An 18,844-nucleotide genomic window follows, 5' to 3' on the forward strand; every position below is an offset into this window, starting at 1 on the left:
TGAGTTGCCTAAACCGAAGATGTGTGAATGCCGTAGCCCGCGAAGCGGGGGAGGGAGGGAGCCATGCGTCCGCATGGGGGGAGGGGGCCTTGGCGGGGGCGGCGTCACAACAGCCGCCCCTGTCGGTCGGGAGGCTCGGCCCGTTTGGGCGGCGGGCGCAGTTCCGGCATCGCCTCCGCCACCAGTTCGGCGGCGGCGGCCAGCAGTTCGTCCGTGGCGTCGCCGTCGATCCGCTCGCGCCCGATTTCCAGGATCACCGGCACGGCCAGCGGGGAAATCCGGTCGACATCCTTGCGGGCGATCCGCCCGCGAATCCGCGCCAGAAAATCGGCCAGTCGCCGGATGTCGGTCAGCCCGCCCGCCGCGTCGGCCCGCGTCGCCCGCAGCAGCACATGCCCCGGATCATGCTTGCGCAGCACGTCGTACATCAGGTCGGACGAGACGGTGACTTGCCGCCCGCTTTTTTCCTGGCCGGGATGGCGGCGTTCGATCACCCCGGCGATCAGCGCCACGTTGCGGAAGGTCCGCCGCAGCATCGAGGATTCCTCCATCCAGGCTTCCAGATCGTCGCCCAGCATGTCCTGATCGAACAGCGCGTCGAGATCGTCGGGGGAGCGCAGCGACCACACCGCCAGCACGTAATCGGTGGCGACGAAGCCCAGCGGCCCCAGCCCCAACCGCTCCATCCGCCGGGTCAGCAGCATCCCCAGCGTCTGGTGCGCGTTGCGCCCCTCGAAGGCGTAGGCGACGAGGAAGCGTTTGCCGTTGCGCGGAAACAGCTCCACCAACAGCCCGTCGCGCGCGGGCAGGACCGAGCGCAGGCGCTGAAGCTCCAGCCACTCGCGCACGTCGTCGGGCAGATCCCGCCAGCCCGCCGGATCGGCCAGAATGGCCCGCACCCGCTCGGCCAGATGGGTGGTCAGCGGCAGCCGCCCCCCGGCGTAGGCGGGGATCTTCGGGTCGCCGGTCCCGCCCTTGGCGACCTGCGCCTCCATCTCGCGCACGCCCAGGAATTTCAGCACTTGCCCGGCGAAGAGGAAGGTGTCGCCCGGCGTCAGCCCCTGAATGAAATACTCCTCCACCTCGCCCAGAACAGGGCCGCGATTCAGGCGGACGCGCAGCAGCGGCTCCTGCGTGATGGTCCCGACATTCATCCGGTAGAGCCGGGCGACCGCCGGGCCGCTTGCCGCCATCCGCCCGTCCTCGCCCCGGCGCAAACGCTGGAACCGCTCATACGCGCCCAGCGCGTAGCCGCCGGTCGCCACGAAATCCAGAACATCGTCGAAGTCGTCGCGGCTGAGGTCGGCGTAGGGGGCGGCGGAGACCACCTCCTCATAGAGCGCGTCGGGGTGGAAGGGCGCGGCGCAGGCCATGCCGAGCATGTGTTGGGCCAGCACGTCGAAGCCGCCGGGGCGGGGCGTTTCGCCGTCCAACGCGCCCGCGCGCACGGCGTCCAGCGCGGCGCGGCATTCCAGCACCTCGAAACGGTTGGCGGGGACCAGCAGGGCGCGGCTTGGCTCGTCCAGCCGGTGGTTGGCCCGGCCAATCCGCTGAATGAGGCGGCTCGACCCCTTGGGCGCGCCGATCTGCACCACCAGATCGACCGCCGCCCAATCAATGCCGAGATCAAGGGAGGAGGTGGCGACCACCGCCCGCAGATCCCCCCGCGCCATCGCCGCCTCCACCTTGCGCCGCTGCTCCACCGCCAGCGATCCGTGATGCAGGGCGATGGGCAGGGTGTCGTCGTTGACCTTCCACAGCGCCTGAAAGACCATTTCGGCCTGCGCGCGGGTGTTGACGAACACCAGCGTCGTGCGTTGCTGGCGGATCCGTTGATAGAGTTCGGCCATGGCGTGTTGGGCGGTGTGTCCGGCCCAGGGCAGCCGTTCGCGGCTGTCGAGAATCTCGATGGCGGGGGCGGCGCCGCTGCGGCCCAGCACCAGCCTCACGTCCCCGTCATTCCGCCCGCCGCGCGACAGCCACGCCAGCAGGTGATCGGGGTCGGCCACCGTCGCCGACAGCCCGACCCGCCGCGCCGCCGGAGCCAGCCGCCCCAACCGCGCCAGCGCCAGCGCCAGCAGATCGCCGCGCTTGGTCCCGGCCAGCGCGTGCAACTCATCGACGATGACGCAGCGCAAGGGATGAAACAGCCGGTCGCCGTCGCTGTAGGACAGCAGCAGGGCCAGACTTTCCGGCGTCGTCATCAGGATGTGCGGCGGGTGGGCGCGTTGCCGCCGCCGCTTGGCCTCCGGCGTGTCGCCGGTGCGCGTTTCGGCCCGGATGGGCAGGCGCATTTCGGCGATGGGGCTTTCCAGATTGCGCTGGACGTCCACCGCCAACGCTTTCAGCGGCGAGATGTAGAGCGTGTGCAGCCCGTCGCGCGGCCGCTCCGCCAATTCGATCAGCGAGGGCAGGAACCCCGCCAGCGTCTTGCCGCCGCCGGTGGGCGCGATCAGCAGCGCGCTCGCCCCCTCGTCCGCCGCCGCGACCATGGCGAGCTGGTGGTCATGCGGCGCCCAACCGCGCGAACGGAACCATCCGGCGACGTTGGGCGGGATGAGGGGGGAGGCAACGGAGTCCATCGGGCGGGGACCGGGCGTTTGAGACACCGCGATACGCGGCGGTCCATCAAAGGCCACGCGGTTCCATCCAAACAAGGCGAATGTCGCCGCAACCCGCGCGGCGGACGATCACGCCGCTTTTTTGCCCGCCCCGATCTTCGGCTCTTCGCCCTTCAGCAGGCGGCGGATGTTCGCCTCGTGGCGGATGAAGACCAGGATTGCGATGAACAGGCACAGGCCCGCCACCAGCGGCCCGCCGAACCACCACCCCGTCAGCGGGCTGAGCGCGATGGCGGTCAGCGCCGACAGGGAGGAGATGCGGAACAGCCCGGCTGTCGCCAGCCAGGTCAGGCAGGCCAGCAGGCCGACCGGCCAGCAGACGGCCAGCAGCACGCCGATGGCGGTGGCGACGCCCTTGCCGCCCTTGAAGCCCAGCCACACCGGAAAGCTGTGGCCCAGCATCGCCCCGCCCGCCGCCAGAACCGCCGCCGTCATGGCCATGTCCGGTCCAAGGGCGCGACCGGCCAGATCCAAAGCGACCAGCGCGGCGACCGCGCCCTTGCCGCTGTCCAGCAGCAAGGTGGCGAGCGCCAGCGGTTTGTTGCCGGTGCGCAGGACGTTGGTCGCCCCGATGTTGCCCGATCCGATCTGGCGGATGTCCCCCAGACCGGCCAGACGGGTCAGCACCAGACCGAAGGGGATGGACCCCAGCAGATAGCCCAGCAGGGCGGCGGCGACCAGAATCAGCACGGCGATCAACCCTCCGACCAGACGGCGCGGCCATCGACGATGGTGCGCAGGGGGCGGCCCTGGACCGGGCGCTTGTCGAAGGGCGAGTTCTTCGACTTCGATTTGAAGCGGCTGACGTCGATTCGCCACGGCTGGTCAAGGTCGAAGGCGACCAGATCGGCGGGGCCGCCCTTGACGATGCGGCCCAGCGGCAGGCCCAGAATGTCCGCCGGTTTCACCGTCACGCAGGCCAGCGCCTGGGACAGGGTCAGCGCGCCCTTGTGCACCAGCTCCAGCGTCAGCGGGAACAGGGTTTCCAGACCGCTGATTCCGCAGGCGGCTTGCCCGAAGGGCAGGCGCTTTTGATCCTGGTCCTGCGGGACATGGTCGGACGCGATGGCGTCGATGGTCCCGTCGGCCAGACCGACGACGATTGCGCGGCGGTCCATTTCGCCGCGCAGGGGCGGCGACACCTTGGCAAAGGTGCGGTAATCGCCGACGTCGACCTCGGTCAGGGCGAAATAATGCGGGGCGGTGTCGCAGGTCACGCGCAGGCCGCGTTCCTTGGCCCGGCGGATCAGATCGACCGATTCCCCGGTGGTGACATGGGCGAAATGCAGCCGCCCTCCGGTCAGCTCGACCAGACGCAAATCGCGTTCGATCATGATGATCTCGGCCTCGCGCGGAATGCCGACCAGCCCCAGCCGGGTGGCGATCTCGCCCGAATTCATCATGCCGCCGCCCAGGCTCGGCTCTTCGGGGTGTTGGACGATCAGCTTGTCGAAGGTCTTGGCGTAGCTGAGCGCCCGGCGCATCGTCTTGGCGCTGCCGATGGCCTTGGTCCCGTCGGTGAAGGCGACCGCCCCGGCTTGGGCCAGCAGGCCCATTTCGGTGATCTCGTTCCCCTCCGTCCCGCGCGTGGCGGAGCCGTAGGCGAAGACCTTGACCAGCTTGGCTTCGCGCGCGCGGCGGGCGACGAACTCCAGCCCGGCGACCTCGTCCAGCACCGGGTCCGTGTTGGGCAGCAGGGCCATGGCGGTGATGCCGCCGACGGCGGCGGCGCGCGACGCGCTCTTGATCGTGTCCTTTTCCTCGTCGCCCGGCTCGCCGATCAGGACGCGCATGTCGACCAGACCGGGGGCCAGGCATTGGCCGGTCAGGTCGATGGTCTGGATCCCGTCGGGCACGCCGTCGGCGAACAGGCCGGGGCCGAAATCGGCGATCCTGGCCCCGTCGGTCAGCAGATTGGCGCGCTGGTCGAAGCCGGTCGCCGGGTCGATCACGCGGGCGTTCAGATAGGCGACGCGGCTCATTGGGCGGCTTCCCGGCAATCGGCGTTGCGGCGGTCACGGGTGAGAAGGTCGAGCACGGCCATGCGGACGGCGACGCCCAGTTCGACCTGATCGAGGATCATGGAGCGCTTGAGGTCGTCGGCAACCTCCGAAGCGATCTCCACCCCGCGATTCATCGGGCCGGGGTGCATGATGACCGCGTCGGGCTTGGCGACCGCCAGTTTTTCGTAATCCAGGCCGTAGAAGTAAAAATACTCCCGCGTCGAGGGGACATATTGGCCGCTCATCCGTTCGGTCTGAAGCCGCAGCATCATGACGACGTCGGCGTCCTTCAGCCCGGTCTTCATCGAATGATGGACCTCGACCCCCAGCCGTTCGATCTGCGAGGGCAGCAGGGTCGGCGGCGCGACGCAGCGCACCCGCGCGCCCATGGCGTTCAGCAGATGGATGTTGGAGCGCGCCACCCGGCTGTGCAGGATGTCGCCGCAGATCGCCACGATCAGCCCCTCCAACCGCCCCAGACGGCGGCGGATGGCCAGCGCGTCGAGCAGCGCCTGGGTCGGGTGTTCGTGGTGGCCGTCGCCCGCGTTGATGACCGAACAATTGACCTTGTCGGCCAGCAGCTTCACCGCGCCCGATTCGGCGTGGCGGACCACCAGCGCGTCGAGATGCATGGCGTTGAGCGTCATCGCCGTGTCGATCAGCGTCTCGCCCTTTTTCACCGAACTGCCGTCGGACGACATGTTGATGACGTCGGCGCCCAGCCGCTTTCCGGCCAGCTCGAAGCTGGTGCGGGTGCGGGTGGAGTTCTCGAAGAACAGGTTCACCAGCGTCCGCCCGTCGAGAAGATGGGACTTCTTCACGGGGCGCCGGTTCTGCTCGACATAGCCGTCGGCGAGGTCGAGGATCTGGGTGATCTCGGCGGACCGCAACCCCTCGATGCCGAGAAGGTGGCGGTGCGGGAAGATCGCTTCGGAGATGGGGTTCGCGCTCATGGGCGCGGACTATAGGAGCGGGGCGGGACGCCCGCAAGCGCCCGCAACGGGCCGCGCCGTCGTGGATCGGCTCAGGGCGGATCGGCTCAGGGCGTTTTCCCAGCCTCCTCGAACAGCCAATCGCGGAACGCCTTGACCTTGGGGCGGGTGAAATAATGCGGCGGGGCGGCGACGTAATAGGCCAGACTGCCCGGAAGATGCACGTCGAACAGGCGAACCAGCCGCCCGGCGGCGATGTCGTCGGCCACCAGAACGCCGCGCGCCAGGGCGATGCCGTGGCCGCTCATCGCCGCTTGCAGGGTGAAGGACGAATCGTCGAAGCGCAGGCCGCGTTCGACGTCCACCCCCTCGATCCCCGCCGCCCGGCACCACACCGCCCACGAGATGCTGTAGTCATCGTGCAGCAGGGTGTGGTGGCGCAGATCCTCCGGGCAGGTCAGCGGGTTGGCGTTTTTCAGCAGCGACGGATGGCTCACCGGGAAAATATCCTCGGTCAACAGCCGCTCGACCTGCAAATCTGGCCAATGGCCGCTGCCGAAGCGAATCGCCAAATCAACGTCCTGCCGGGCGAAATCGACGATCTGCACCGTGCTTTGCACGCGGACGTCCATGTCGGGGTAACGCTTTTGAAAGCGCATCAGGCGCGGCACCAGCCATTTCGACGCGAAGCTCGGCATCGCCGAAATGGTCAGCGGCCCGGCGCTGTCGTTGCGGATCAGCCGTTCGGTCGCCTGGGACAGCGTGTCGAGCGCCTCGCGCACCGACGGGACGTAGCTCTGCCCGGCCTCCGTCAGGGCCAGCGCCCGGTTCATTCGGCGAAACAAAGGTAATCCGAGCCATTCCTCCAGCGCCTTGATCTGGTGGCTGACGGCGGCCTGGGTGACGTGCAGCTCGTCGGCGGCTTTTGTGAAAGACAAATGACGGGCGGCGGCGTCAAAGGCGCGAACCGCGTTCAGCGGCGGAAGACGGCGGGACATCGGAAACCAGATGTGGGGGTGATCGGATTAGCTTTCCTAATTCAGTCTATGAGAAAGCGTCGTTTGTCCGCAAGAACCGGGTGGTTCATGGTTGGTCTCACGACAGACAGTCAGCGTGGCGCTGCCGACCGGCCCTTCGGTCCAGCGACCGCCCTTTGATCCGATGGAGACCGACCATGAGCCAGACCAACCACTCCGCTTTCGACACGTCCGGCGTCGCGGCCCCGCAGGCCGTCGCGTCGTCCAGCCACGTCGGCAGCAGGATCGGCGGCTTCGTCGCCGCGCTGTTCGACGGTCTGGCGACATGGACGGAGCGCCGCCGCCAGCGCTGGGCGTTGGAACGGATGCCCGACCACATGCTGGCGGACATCGGCCTGTCGCGCGCCGACGCCGAACAGGAAACCGAAAAGCCCTTCTGGCGCGGTTGAGCGTGATGAACGAGCTTGCGGAACCGCAGGATCTGACCGGGCGCTGCCTGTGCGGCGGCGTGCGGTTCAGGCTGACGGAACGGCCAATGGGGGTGGTGAATTGCCATTGCGGGCAGTGCCGCCGCTTCCATGGCCATGTCGGCGCTTACGTCAGCGTGCCTCGCCCAACGGTGCGGTTCGAGGCGGAGGAAACGTTGCGTTGGTTTCGGTCGTCCGCCAAGGCGCAGCGCGGCTTTTGCGGGACTTGCGGCTCCTCCCTGTTCTGGAGGGGCGACGACAGCCCGTTGCTGGACGTCACGGCGGGCTGTTTGGACGCGCCGACCGGGCTGGCCACGCTGCGGCACATCTTCGTCGCCGACCAGGGTGATTATTACGTCATCGACGACGCGCTGGAGCGTTTCCCCGGAACCGCGTCGGAACCGCCCTGATTGGGACGGATCACTGTTTTTAGCGCCCCACGCCGACCGGGCCGGAGTTCTTCCGGCCCGTTTTTTATGTTCGATCAATGTGTTGGCGGTTGGCTTCCGAAGCTGCGCGATTCGGTCGCAGGTGTTGCGCGCTTGCAGCAAAAAGCTTTTGATTGACCGAAGAGCCTATGGGTGAGAATGATTTGCAGACGCACACGCATTCCCTTGCTCTGAGGTCATTTTCCGATGCGCTCTTTGATCGCTCCGCTCGCCCTGTGCGCCGCTCTGCTGGCTCCGATGACGCCCGCGCTGGCCGATGACGCGCCGATCACCATCGTCATCAAGGATCACAAATTTGATCCCGCCGAGGTGAAAGTCCCGGCCAACAAGCGGGTGACTCTGCTGGTCGACAACCAGGACGCGACGTCGGAAGAGTTCGAGAGCGCCGAGTTGAAGGTCGAAAAGATCGTCGGCGGGCGCAAGCAAATCAAGGTGGCGTTCGGCCCATTGAAGCCCGGCAAATACCCCTTCTTCGGCGAATTCCACGAAGCCACCGCCAAGGGCGTCGTCATCGCCGAATGATTTGAGAGCGCAGAGTCTGATCGCGTTTTCTCGTAAGAACAGCCGCGCTTCGTTGTCTTTGTCGGATTGGAGAACCCCATGCTCGCCAGCCTGATTATCGTCTTCCGCGAGGTTTTGGAGGCCGGTCTCATCATCGGCATCGTCATGGCGGCGACAAAGGGCGTGGTCGGTCGCGGGCGCTGGGTCGCCATCGGCATTGGCGCCGGAATCGTCGGCTCCTGCGTGGTGGCGTGGTTCGCCGACGCGATCAGCGGCCTGTTCGCCGACACCGGGCAGGAGCTGTTCAACGCCTGCGTTCTGCTGGTCGCCGTCGCGATGCTGGCGTGGCACAACGCCTGGATGGCCCAGCATGGGCGGGAGATGGCGCGCGACATGGCGGCGGTGGGCCGCGCTGTGTCGAACGGCGAACAATCGCTCGCCGCGCTGGCCGTGGTGATCGGCGTCGCCGTCCTGCGCGAGGGGGCCGAGGTGGTGCTGTTCCTCACCGGCATTCTGGCGTCGGAAGAGGGCGGTTTGACGACGGTTCTGGCGGGCGGTCTGGGCGGCGTGGCATTGGGCGCGCTGATGTCCGCCCTGATGTACGCCGGTCTGCTGCGCATCCCGACCCGTCATCTGTTCCGGGTGACGACGTGGCTGTTGACCCTGCTGGCGGCGGGCATGGCGGCGACCGCCATGTCCTTCCTGTCGCAAGCGGGCGTTCTGGAAAGCGGCGGGACCATCCTGTGGGACAGCTCCGGGATTTTGCGCGACAAGAGCGTGCTGGGGCAGGCGCTGCACGTCCTGATCGGCTACACCGACCGCCCGACCGAGGCGCAACTGGCGGCCTACGTCGTCACCGTGCTGGTGATTCTGGCGCTGACCCGTCTGGCGGGCGGCGGCGGCAAACCCGCGCTGGCGGATCGCCGCGTCGCCAACCCGGCTGAGTAAGGCCTGGCGGAGCAAGGCCTCAGCGCTCGCGGTCGGTCCATTCCTCGGCGGAATTTTCATCCTCGGCGTCGCGTTCAGCCTGACGGCGCTGGTTGGCCAGCATGTCGAGCGCGCCTTGCAGGATGTAGGCGGCGGCCATCTTGTCCACCACCTCGTCCCGTCTTTTGCGGGTCATGTCGGCCTCGCCGATCATGAAGCGCTCCACCGCCGAGGTGGACAGCCGCTCGTCCCAAAAGGCGATCTGCGCGTCCCAGCCCAGCAGGTCGGCGCGTTCTTCCAAATTCTTGGCGAAGGCGCGCACGGATTCGACGCGCGGCCCCTCGGTGCCGTCCATGTTCAACGGCAAGCCGACGACCAGCCCGCCGACGCTGTAATCGCGAATCGTCTTGGCCAATTCGCGGGCGTCCTGGGTGAATTTTGTCCGCATCAGAACGCCGATGGGCGAGGCGACGATCAATCCAGGATCGGCGACGGCCAACCCGACGGTCTTGGAGCCAACATCCAGCCCAAGCAGACGCTGGCCTCTGCCCAACCGGGCGGTGAGTTCGGGGAGTGTGTGAATCATGCCCCGGACCATAAGATCCCGGACGCCTCCCGGCAAGATCGCACGGGCGCCGCCACACGGTGATCGGACTCTCCCTCTCCCGTTCCGGGAGAGGGAAGGGGCCTGCCGCGAAGCGGTGGGAAGGGTGAGGGGTGATCCAAGGAACCATACAGTTTTGGTCTCTTGGGCAACCCCTCACCCTCCCCACTTTGTGGGTCCCCTCCCTCTCCCGTTCCGGGAGAGGGCAATGATCGCCAAATGCGCCCCCCAATGCGCCCCCCCTGGCCGTCGCCAGCGCGGCGCGCGTTTTGCGCCACGCCGTCATGCGTGAACGGCTGCGGCGGCGCAGCATCGGTTGGGTGACAAGGCCCGCTGTTGGCGTTACGGTGCGCCTTCGCTTTGCCGTGGCCCGCCGTCGGAGTGTTTCGCGGCGGACGGGCCGTTGACCAAGACGGATGCCGACCGTGACCAAGCTCTCGCTCTCCAAGGACAAGATCAACATCCTTCTGTTGGAAGGGGTTCACGACAACGCCATCGACGAGTTGGCGCGGGGCGGTTACGCCTCGGTCGAGCGCCTGCCGCGCGCGCTGGACGAAGAGGAATTGCTGGAGCGCATCGGCTCCGTCCATATTCTCGGCATCCGCTCGCGCACGCATCTGACCGCGCGCGTTCTGGAGGCGGCCAACAAGCTGATGGCCGTCGGCTGCTTCTGCATCGGCACCAACCAGGTCGATCTGAAGGCGGCGCGCCGTTTGGGCATTCCCGTCTTCAACGCCCCCTATTCCAACACCCGGTCGGTGGCCGAGCTGGTGATCGGCGAGATCATCATGCTGATGCGCGGCATCTTCGAGAAGTCGGCGCTGGTCCATGACGGCGGCTGGATGAAGTCGGCCAAGGATTCCTACGAGATTCGCGGCAAGACGCTGGGCATCATCGGCTATGGCCACATCGGCACCCAGGTGTCGATCCTGGCCGAAGCCATGGGCATGCAGGTCCGTTATTACGACGTGGTCCGCAAGCTGGCTCTGGGCAACGCGCGCCCCTGCGAGACGCTGGAGGAACTGCTGTCGGTTTCCGACGTCGTCACCCTGCATGTGCCGGACACCCCGCAGACCCGCAACATGATCGGCGCGGCGGAACTGGCGGCGATGAAGAAGCGCAGCCATCTCATCAACGCCGCGCGCGGGCAGGTCGTGGACATTCCGGCGCTGGCCGCCGCGATGGAATCGGGCCATGTGCTGGGCGCCGCCATCGACGTCTTCCCCAAGGAGCCGGGGGCCGACAACGAGGTGTTTGAAAGCGCGCTGCGCGGCATCAAAACCGCCATCCTCACCCCGCACATCGGCGGCTCGACGGTGGAGGCGCAGGCCAACATCGGCACCGAGGTGGCGCAGAAGCTGATCGAGTATTCGGACAACGGATCCACCGTCGGGGCGGTCAATTTCCCGCAGGTGGCCTTGCCGGTTCAGGCGGGCTGCACGCGCTTCCTGCACGTCCACGAAAACCGTCCGGGCATGCTGCGCAAGGTGAACGAGGTGTTTTCGGGCCGCGATCTGAACATCGCCGCGCAGTTCCTGCAAACCGATCCCGAACTGGGCTATGTCGTCGTCGATGTCGATGGCGAGGTGGACGAGTTGGAGGTCACGAACGATCTGCGCGCCATCGACGGCACGCTGAAGGCGCGCTTCCTGTTTCCGGGCAAGCGTTGATTTTGGCCTGAGGCATTTGCTGAGGGCTTTTGTTGAAAGGGGTCTTGCCGGTGGGCGGCGTCGCGGCGACATTGGTCGCATGATCGCCCATCGGCTCGCCTTGATTGTCGTGTGTCACGTCGCGGCGGCGGGCTTCGCGCCCCCCGCCGGGGCGCAGACCGCCGCCTGCCCGCCGATGGCGCGGGCGACTCTGTCCCTGGACATCGCGCTGGCCCCGATCCAACGCGACGACGGCCTGTCCATCGCGCAACTCGCCCGGCAGCCGGGGCGGGCGCCCGGACCGGCGGGGTCGGCGCGCGGCCATGTGTTGGGGCTGACGCAAGCCCGCTATGGCGAGCAATCCCAGGTCAGCGCCCTGTTCCAACCGATGGGCGACGGCAGTTTTTGCGCCTCGCCCAAAACGCTGACCGTGTCCTTCGGCTTTCAGCAGCGGGTGGTTCACGTCGCCCGCGAATTGCCCCCGGCGAGCTGCATTTTCCGCGAAGTGCTGGAGCATGAGATGAAGCACGTCGCGGTGGACGAGGCGCTGTTGCGCGACTTCGCCCCGCTGGTCCGCCGCCGTCTGGACGACGTGGCGGCGCAGTTGGCGCCGGTGCGCGCGCGCAGCGAAAACCAAGCCATGCAAGCTTTCCGCCGCCGCCTGGATTCGGCGATGCGGGCGACGATGCAGGAGTTTGGTCGGGAGCGCGACCGGCGGCAGGCCCTGGTGGACACCGCCGAAGAGTATGAGCGGGTGTCAAAATCCTGCGGCGGCGAGGTCCGCGACTATCTGCCCAAACCGCCGACGCGGCGGCAGGGCTGACGCGGGACCACGCCTGGCATCAACGATCCTGCGCTCACTCACCCCTGCGGATCTGGCGGGCGTGGCGCATGGCGCAGCGCGCAAAACACCAGGATTGTCAGGAGACCGAGGAGCAAGGCGGCGGCGCCGAGGACTGTTTGGTGGGCGCTGGAAAAGGCGCGCGTCGCTGTCGCGACGATGGCGTCCCCCTCCGCGCCGCCGATGGATTGAGCGGCGGTCATGGCGTCGTTGATCGAGTTCGCCGCTGTCGCTGGAACGGCGCCAAGGACTCCCATCGCGCCGCTGAAATGGGAATGATAGGCGGCCCCCAGCAACACTCCGAAAAAGGTGATTCCAAGCCCAGCGCCGAGTTCATAGCCGGTCGCCTCAAGGGAACCGGCGGCGCCCGCCTTGTCGGTGGGCGCGCTGCTCATGATGGCGACGGACGAGGCCAGAAGACCGCAGCCCAACGCCGTTCCAAGCAGGCCAAGCAAGGCTGCGGCGACGAGGGGGGAGGCGTCGACGCTCACGCGCCCAAGCAGGAAGAAGGACGCCGCCGCCGCGCCCATGCTGGCCGTCGCGACCGCGCGCAGGCCGAAACGTTCGGTGAGCATCCCGGAAAACGGGCTGACGGCGGCGGACGCGGCGGCGAGCGGCAGCAGGAACAGCCCCGCTTCCAGCGGCGTCTTGCCGAAGACATATTGAAGCTCCTGCGCCAGGACCAGCTCAAAGCCCGCCATCGCGCCGGACGCGACGAAGGCCATCAGCAGGCCGACGCTGAAGACGGGCGCGGCGAACAGCGACAGATCCAGCATCGGCGTGGTGGACGCCCGCTGAATCCGGGCGAACCACACGAGCATGGCGACGCCGAGAACCAGCGTCAGCGTCCCAAAGACTCCTTCCCCGGTCGGCATGAAGCCCGACTTGATCGCGTAGGCGGTGGCGATCAAGCCGACGATGAGGATCAACGCCTGTTGGATGTTCCAAGGCCCCAGCGGTTTGGACGGCTGACGCGGCAGGACGAACCAGGCGGTCGGCAGGACCACCAGCATGACCGGCAGGTTGATGAGGAAAACCGACCCCCACCAGAAATGCTCCAGCAGGGCGCCCCCGGCGAGTGGACCCAAAGCCGCGCCGACCGACGCGACGGCGCTCCAGACGCCGAGGCCCAAGGCGCGCTCCCGTTCATCCTCGAAGCTCTGGCGGATCAACGCCAAAATCGAAGGCATAATCATCGACCCGCCGACCGCCATCAGGGCGCGGGCGGCGATGAGAAGCAGAGGCGCGGGCGAGAAGGCGGCCATCACCGAGGCGATGGTGAAGGCGGACAGCCCGATCAGCATCATCGGGCGATGGCCGACTCGGTCGGCCAGCGTGCCCATCGGCACCAGAAGCCCGGCCATCATCAGCGAATAGATGTCGATGATCCAAAGCGCCTCGGTTCCGGACGCGCCAAGCGCGGCGGTCAGCGAGGGGACGGCGATGTGCAGAATCGTCATGTCGATGACGATTGGAATAAAAGCGAGAATGACGGTGGCGAGAACCAGCCATCGGTTCGGCTGCGGATGCACGATACACTCCTTGTGGGGCGTTCACAGGCCCCGACGCAGGGGTTATATATAAATCCGTCCAGATGGATTGAAAAGAGGGGAGTCGAGTGGGAAGACGTCAGTCGATTGATCGCGACAGCGTTCTGGACGCCGCCGAAAGGGTTGTGGCGCGGGACGGGGCGCTGGCCCTCACCCTGGACGCCGTCGCCACAGAGGCGGGCGTCAGCAAAGGCGGCGTGCAATATTGCTACAACACGAAAGACGCGCTGATCGAGGCCATGGTCGATCGGGTCATGAAGAGCTATGACGACAGCGTGAAACGCTATTTGGCGGCCCATTCGGGCGAGCCGTCCGCCCGCGTTCTGGCGCATGTCGAGGCGACGCGCGCCGAGGACGTCGCCAGCGGCGCCCGATCATCGGCGCTGTTGGCGTCGCTGGTCCGCGCGCCCGACTATCAGCGCGAAATCAAAAAGGGGTATCGGGAGATCTTTGACGGCGTTGACGCCAGTTCCAACGCGGCTTCCGGCGCCAACTCCAGCGCCAGGGACCGGGCGCTCATCGCGATGCTGGCCGCCGAGGGCGCGTTTCTGTTGCGCGGCCTGGGCCTGCACGACATCGGCGAACAGGAGTGGGAGCGGGTCTTCGCCGCGATCCGCAAACTCGTCACGGACGCGCCCGCCCCGACCGAATAAAAAGCGCCGACCGAATAAAACGGCGCGCCGGTCCGTCACACCCCCCGCCGCGCGGAAGGTGTGACGGACGGAGCGTCAGGCCGCCGCCTTGTCGGCCATGAAGCCGACGAAGCGGTCGAACAGATAATGGCTGTCTTGCGGGCCGGGCGAGGCTTCCGGGTGGTATTGCACCGAGAAGACCGGCTTGCCGGTCAGGCGGATGCCCTCGTTGCTGCCGTCGAACAGGCTGACATGGGTGACTTCGGCGTCGGCGGGCAGGGTTTCCGGCAGAACGACGAAGCCGTGATTCTGGCTGGTGATCTCCACCCGGCCCGAGGCCAGATCCTTGACCGGATGGTTGGCCCCGCGATGGCCCAACGGCATCTTGGTCGTCTTGGCCCCCAGCGCCAACGACAGCATCTGATGGCCCAGGCAAATGCCGAAGATCGGCAGGCCGGTGGCGATCAGGCTCTGGATGGTCGGCACGGCGTACACGCCGGTGGCGGCGGGGTCGCCGGGGCCGTTGGACAGGAACACGCCGTCGGGCTTGTGGCGCAGCACGTCTTCGGCGGTGGCGGTCGCCGGGACCACCGTCACCTTGCAACCGGCGGCGGCCAGACAGCGCAGGATGTTGCGCTTGGCTCCGTAATCGATGGCGACGACGTGGAATTTCGGATCCGTCTGGGTGGCGTAACCGCCGCCGATGCTCCAGGCGGCCTCGTCCCAGCCATAGGTCTGGCGGCAAGACACGTCCTTGGCCAGATCCATGCCCTCCAGGCCCGGCCAGCCCTTGGCCTTGGCGACCAGCGCGTCGAGATCGAAATGACCGTCCGGCGCGTGGGCGACGACGCCGTTCGGCGCGCCCAGATCGCGGATGCGGCGGGTCAGACGACGGGTGTCCACGCCGCTCAGCCCGATCAGGTTGTGGCTTTTCAGCCAACCGTCGAGATGCTGGGTGGAGCGCCAGTTCGACGGATCGGTGATGTCGGCGCGCAGGATCAGGCCGCGCGCCGCCGGAGTCGTCGTTTCGATGTCTTCGGCGTTCGTGCCGGTGTTGCCAATGTGCGGGAAGGTGAAGGTGATGATCTGCCCGGCGTAGCTGGGGTCGGTCAGGATTTCCTGATAGCCGGTCATCGAGGTGTTGAAGCACACCTCGCCCACCGAATCCCCCACGGCCCCGATGCCTCGGCCACGGAACACGGTGCCGTCAGCCAGAACCAGCACGCCGGTGTGAACGGCCTTGTCGGAGGGGGGAGAGGCGAGAGTCATTCCGTTGGACCTTCCAAAAACCGCGACCGTCGACGAATCGACCAAAAGCTGCTGCGGCGGAACGGCGACGGTCTGGCGTCCCGCCGGGCGCGCGCGCAGACCCGCTCGCACCCCCTCTCCGCCGAAAGGGGCGGTTGACGGGATCGAGTGGGCGGATCAGGGCGGGCCGGACATCGTATAGGACGATTGCCGCCGCGATTTCCAGCAATAGCTTTGCAGAGCGGCGTTGCGGTCGCGCTTTCTCGGGCGTTTCATAGGATCCGCCATGGGGGGGTGGGCCATGGGGGTGGGCCATGCGCCGTCACTCTTATATAAGCATGGCAATCGGCGGCCATTTTCGGAATAGTCGCCCTCCGCCGCTGGCCCTTCGCGCCATCGGCCAGACGATGAGGAACAGGAACATGCTGCGCACGCGGTTGAACGACGCCTTGAAGGAGTCCATGCGCGCCAAGGACGCGCGGGCCGTCTCCACCCTTCGCATGGTCCTGGCGGGCCTGAAGGACCGGGATATCGCCGCCCGCCCGCGCGGCGTGACCGACGGCGTCGACGACGGCGAGATCATGTCCATGCTGCAAGGCTTGATTAAGCAGCGCAACGAATCGGCGACGATGTACGATCAGGGCGGCCGCCCGGAACTCGCCCAGCAGGAGCGCGAGGAGATCGCCGTCATCGAACGCTTCCTGCCCAAGCAAATGACGGAGGAGGAGGTCCAGGCCGCCATCGCCGCCATTGTCAGCGAACTGGGCGCGTCCTCGATCAAGGACATGGGCAAGGTGATGGCCGAGCTGAAGAGCCGCCACGCCGGCGAGATGGACTTCGCCAAGGCTGGCCCCTTGGTCAAGCAACGCCTGTCGGCGGGCTAAACCGCGCTTGTCCCGAGTCGCGCGACTCGGGACAGATGGAGTCGGATCGACGCGGTCGTTGGCGCGGCGCGCGGCGATCCGCTATAGCCTGCCGCCCCGCGTGACCCGGTGATGTGAGCCATGGCCTTTCCGCCCCAATTCCTGGAAGAGCTGCGCACCCGACTGGCTCTGTCGGACGTGGTGTCCAAACGGTTGCGCCTGATTCGCGCCGGGCGCGAGTTCAAGGCGCCCTGTCCCTTCCACAACGAAAAATCCCCGTCCTTCTACGTCAATGACCAGAAGGGATTCTTTCATTGTCTGGCGGCGGAAACCCGAGTCATCCTGCGCGACGGCGCGCGGGACATCGCGGAGCTTGCTGGAACGACGCAGACGGTGCTGACGCGTGGCGGCGTCTGGGTTCCGGCGGACTTCCGATCGTATGGCGTCCAAAAGCTGCTCCGGATCACCTTGTCGCGCAACGGCCAATCCAAAACGCTGTTCGCGACCGGCGGCCACCGCTGGTTCGTGCGCGGCGTCGCCCGCGACGTGCTGACCAGCGAGTTGCGTCCGGGGCATCGGTTGGAGTCGGTCCTTCCCGAAGCTGAGGAATCCGACAAGTCGTTCGACCGTCTGCGTTGGGCGGTGGTTTCGGTCGAGGAAACCGAGCGCGAGGAAGAGGTTTATTGCGCCAGCGTGCCCGGCGAGCACGCGTTCGCCTTGGAAGACAACATTCTGACGGGAAATTGCTTCGGTTGCGGCGCCCATGGCGACGTCATCGGTTTCGTCATGCGCCACGACAACCTCGCCTTTCCCGAGGCGGTGGAGCATCTGGCGGGCGAGGCCGGGTTGCCGGTGCCGCGCCCGACCGAGGAGGACCGCCACCATTATGAGCGCCGCAAAACCCTGCATGATCTGGTGGAGCAGGCGGCGCGCTGGTTCGAGCAACAACTTCACGCCCCCGCCGGGCGGACCGGGTTGGATTATCTTCTGCGGCGCGGGCTGGACACGGACAGCATGGCGCGCTTCCGGTTGGGCTACGCGCCCGGCGATTCCGGGGCGCTGCGCCAGCATCTGCTGAAGCTGAAGTTCGACGAAGAGGACATGGTGTCGGCGGGGCTGCTGAAACGGCCCGAGGATGGCCGCACGCCCTACAGCTTCTTCCGCAACCGGGTGATGTTCCCCGTCACCGACCGGCGCGGGCAGGTCGTCGCCTTTGGCGGGCGAATTTTGGAGGGCGACGGGCCGAAATACGTCAACACGCCTGACACCCCGCTGTTTCACAAGGGAACATTGCTCTACGGCCTGTCGCGCGCGCGCCAAGCGGCGGCGGACGGCAAGCCGGTGATCGTCGCCGAAGGCTATATGGACGTCATCGCCCTGGTCCGCGCCGGGTTCGAGGGCGCGGTCGCCCCGCTGGGCACGGCGCTGACCGAAACCCAGGTGCAAGAGCTGTGGAAGCTGATCCCGGCGTCGGAGAAAGTGCCCTTCCTGTGTTTTGACGGCGACAACGCCGGGCGGCGGGCGGCGTGGCGGGCGGTGGAGCGCATTTTGCCCCATCTGGCCCCCGGCCAATCGGCCCGCGTCATGTTCATGCCCGAAGGCGAGGACCCGGACAGCCTGATCCGCGCCCAGGGGGCGAAGGCGATGACGGCCCTGCTGGAACAGGCGATTCCGCTGTCCGAAGCGGTTTGGCGGATGGAAAGCGAAGGCAAGCCGACCGACACGCCCGAATCAAAGGCGGCGGTCAAGGCGGCGCTGGAATCCCGCGTCGGAACCATCGCCGACCGCGACGTCCAGGCCTTTTACCGCGCGGAAATGCGCCGCCGGGTGGACGAGGCGTTCGCCCCGCCCGCGCGTGAACGCTTCAGCCGTGGCCCCTGGCAACCAGGTCGCCGACCGGGCGAACCGCCGCGCCGCCATGTCGCTGGAACGCCGGGCCGTTTGACCGCCAAGCCAGCGGGAGAGGGGCGCGGTCGTGTGTCCCGTCTGGCGTCGGTGCGCGAGCGGATTTTGTTGGCGACCATCATCAACCACCCCAAGTTGTTCGGCGAGTTGGGCGAGTCTTTGGGGCTGTTGCCGTTGGGCGACCCTGATCTCGAAAAATTGCGTTGGGCGGTCATAGAATGTCTGTCGGATGACCGGAACCGCGACTCGGGACTTGACGCCGCCGCCCTTTGTCGCCACTTGTCATCCGCTGGCCATGAAACGATGGTCAGCGCTTTGCTAGGCGAATCGACCTATGTCCACGCTGGCTTCGCCCGCCCGGAAGCCTCAACCGAGGATGCCCGGAAAGGCTGGTGGCCGACATGGCAGCATCTGCTTCATCAGCGGCTGCTCGATGATCTTAGGGAAGCCAAGGCGGCTTTGACCCGTGACAACAGCGAGGCCAACCTCGCGCGGGTCGTGGCGCTTCAACAGGAGCTTATGGCGTCCGCTCGGGGAATGACGGATGGCGAGGACTCCGACGATGCGTGATCGCGCAAGCGGTTGTTGATCGGGTTGATGGGCCGCACGCCATGTCAGGTTCGAGGGCGGGTACAGAGCTGAGGGGTGGGGGCGGACGGTGCGGGAAACCGCAGC

Annotated in this window: 17 protein-coding genes; 9 read left to right on the forward strand and 8 right to left on the reverse strand. The window is 67.0% G+C overall.

Annotated elements, in window-relative coordinates:
• Positions 1-104: 104 nt before the first annotated feature.
• The 5 genes from ACODS4_RS25700 to ACODS4_RS25720 form a co-directional block, all read right to left on the reverse strand.
• Positions 105-2,582 (reverse strand): ligase-associated DNA damage response DEXH box helicase, encoded by a 2,478-nt coding sequence (locus ACODS4_RS25700; protein ID WP_488868512.1) that lies wholly within the window; start codon positions 2,580-2,582, stop codon positions 105-107.
• A 108-nt stretch (positions 2,583-2,690) separates the two neighbouring features.
• On the reverse strand, positions 2,691-3,320 hold the full coding sequence (gene plsY / locus ACODS4_RS25705) for a glycerol-3-phosphate 1-O-acyltransferase PlsY (RefSeq protein WP_488868513.1): 630 nt from the start codon (positions 3,318-3,320) through the stop codon (positions 2,691-2,693).
• Positions 3,317-4,603 carry a dihydroorotase gene (locus ACODS4_RS25710; RefSeq protein ID WP_488868514.1) on the reverse strand — a complete coding sequence of 429 codons (1,287 nt, stop codon included), beginning with the start codon at positions 4,601-4,603 and terminating at the stop codon, positions 3,317-3,319. The genes plsY and ACODS4_RS25710 overlap by 4 nt, the downstream gene beginning before the upstream one ends.
• Entirely contained in the window at positions 4,600-5,577 is a 978-nt protein-coding gene (locus ACODS4_RS25715) for an aspartate carbamoyltransferase catalytic subunit (protein ID WP_488868515.1), read from the reverse strand. Before ACODS4_RS25715 ends, ACODS4_RS25710 begins: the two co-directional genes overlap by 4 nt.
• 86 nt (positions 5,578-5,663) lie before the next feature.
• Positions 5,664-6,554 carry a transcriptional regulator GcvA gene (locus ACODS4_RS25720; protein WP_488868516.1) on the reverse strand — a complete coding sequence of 297 codons (891 nt, stop codon included), beginning with the start codon at positions 6,552-6,554 and terminating at the stop codon, positions 5,664-5,666.
• A gap of 176 nt (positions 6,555-6,730) precedes the next feature.
• Here ACODS4_RS25720 and ACODS4_RS25725 point away from each other — a divergent pair, with 176 nt between their 5' ends.
• The 4 genes from ACODS4_RS25725 (at position 6,731) to ACODS4_RS25740 (ending at position 8,898) form a co-directional block, all read left to right on the forward strand.
• Positions 6,731-6,982, forward strand: a complete 252-nt coding sequence (locus tag ACODS4_RS25725) for a DUF1127 domain-containing protein (RefSeq protein ID WP_488868517.1) — start codon at positions 6,731-6,733, stop codon at positions 6,980-6,982.
• A 5-nt stretch (positions 6,983-6,987) separates the two neighbouring features.
• Complete coding sequence (locus tag ACODS4_RS25730; RefSeq protein WP_488868518.1) at positions 6,988-7,410, forward strand: GFA family protein; 423 nt, start codon at positions 6,988-6,990, stop codon at positions 7,408-7,410.
• Positions 7,411-7,635: 225 nt separating this feature from the next.
• On the forward strand, positions 7,636-7,971 hold the full coding sequence (locus tag ACODS4_RS25735; RefSeq protein ID WP_488868519.1) for a cupredoxin domain-containing protein: 336 nt from the start codon (positions 7,636-7,638) through the stop codon (positions 7,969-7,971).
• Positions 7,972-8,049: 78 nt separating this feature from the next.
• Positions 8,050-8,898: an FTR1 family iron permease gene (locus ACODS4_RS25740; protein WP_488868520.1), complete on the forward strand. Its 849-nt coding sequence runs from the start codon at positions 8,050-8,052 to the stop codon at positions 8,896-8,898.
• Positions 8,899-8,917: 19 nt separating this feature from the next.
• Here the strand turns inward: ACODS4_RS25740 and ruvX are convergent, their stop codons facing one another.
• Positions 8,918-9,463 (reverse strand): Holliday junction resolvase RuvX, encoded by a 546-nt coding sequence (gene ruvX / locus ACODS4_RS25745; RefSeq protein WP_119830761.1) that lies wholly within the window; start codon positions 9,461-9,463, stop codon positions 8,918-8,920.
• A 443-nt stretch (positions 9,464-9,906) separates the two neighbouring features.
• Between ruvX and serA the strand changes: the two genes are divergently transcribed.
• Both serA and ACODS4_RS25755 read left to right on the forward strand, forming a co-directional pair.
• On the forward strand, positions 9,907-11,151 hold the full coding sequence (gene serA, locus ACODS4_RS25750) for a phosphoglycerate dehydrogenase (protein ID WP_488868521.1): 1,245 nt from the start codon (positions 9,907-9,909) through the stop codon (positions 11,149-11,151).
• A 79-nt stretch (positions 11,152-11,230) separates the two neighbouring features.
• Positions 11,231-11,953 carry a hypothetical protein gene (locus tag ACODS4_RS25755; RefSeq protein WP_488868522.1) on the forward strand — a complete coding sequence of 241 codons (723 nt, stop codon included), beginning with the start codon at positions 11,231-11,233 and terminating at the stop codon, positions 11,951-11,953.
• A gap of 38 nt (positions 11,954-11,991) precedes the next feature.
• Here ACODS4_RS25755 and ACODS4_RS25760 read toward each other — a convergent pair whose 3' ends face one another.
• Positions 11,992-13,503 (reverse strand): MFS transporter, encoded by a 1,512-nt coding sequence (locus ACODS4_RS25760; RefSeq protein WP_488868523.1) that lies wholly within the window; start codon positions 13,501-13,503, stop codon positions 11,992-11,994.
• 86 nt (positions 13,504-13,589) lie between these two features.
• Between ACODS4_RS25760 and ACODS4_RS25765 the strand changes: the two genes are divergently transcribed.
• Positions 13,590-14,174, forward strand: a complete 585-nt coding sequence (locus tag ACODS4_RS25765) for a TetR/AcrR family transcriptional regulator (RefSeq protein ID WP_488868524.1) — start codon at positions 13,590-13,592, stop codon at positions 14,172-14,174.
• Between the two features lie 75 nt (positions 14,175-14,249).
• Here ACODS4_RS25765 and carA read toward each other — a convergent pair whose 3' ends face one another.
• The gene (gene carA, locus ACODS4_RS25770) at positions 14,250-15,422 is read right to left on the reverse strand and encodes a glutamine-hydrolyzing carbamoyl-phosphate synthase small subunit (RefSeq protein ID WP_488868525.1); all 1,173 of its coding nucleotides are present in this window, start codon (positions 15,420-15,422) and stop codon (positions 14,250-14,252) included.
• Between the two features lie 401 nt (positions 15,423-15,823).
• Here carA and ACODS4_RS25775 point away from each other — a divergent pair, with 401 nt between their 5' ends.
• Together ACODS4_RS25775 and dnaG are read left to right on the forward strand one after the other, a co-directional pair.
• Positions 15,824-16,285 (forward strand): GatB/YqeY domain-containing protein, encoded by a 462-nt coding sequence (locus ACODS4_RS25775; protein WP_488868526.1) that lies wholly within the window; start codon positions 15,824-15,826, stop codon positions 16,283-16,285.
• Between the two features lie 120 nt (positions 16,286-16,405).
• Positions 16,406-18,739: a DNA primase gene (gene dnaG / locus ACODS4_RS25780; RefSeq protein WP_488868527.1), complete on the forward strand. Its 2,334-nt coding sequence runs from the start codon at positions 16,406-16,408 to the stop codon at positions 18,737-18,739.
• Positions 18,740-18,844: the final 105 nt, after the last annotated feature.

It is taken from the genome of Azospirillum sp. FG154 (assembly GCF_057809575.1).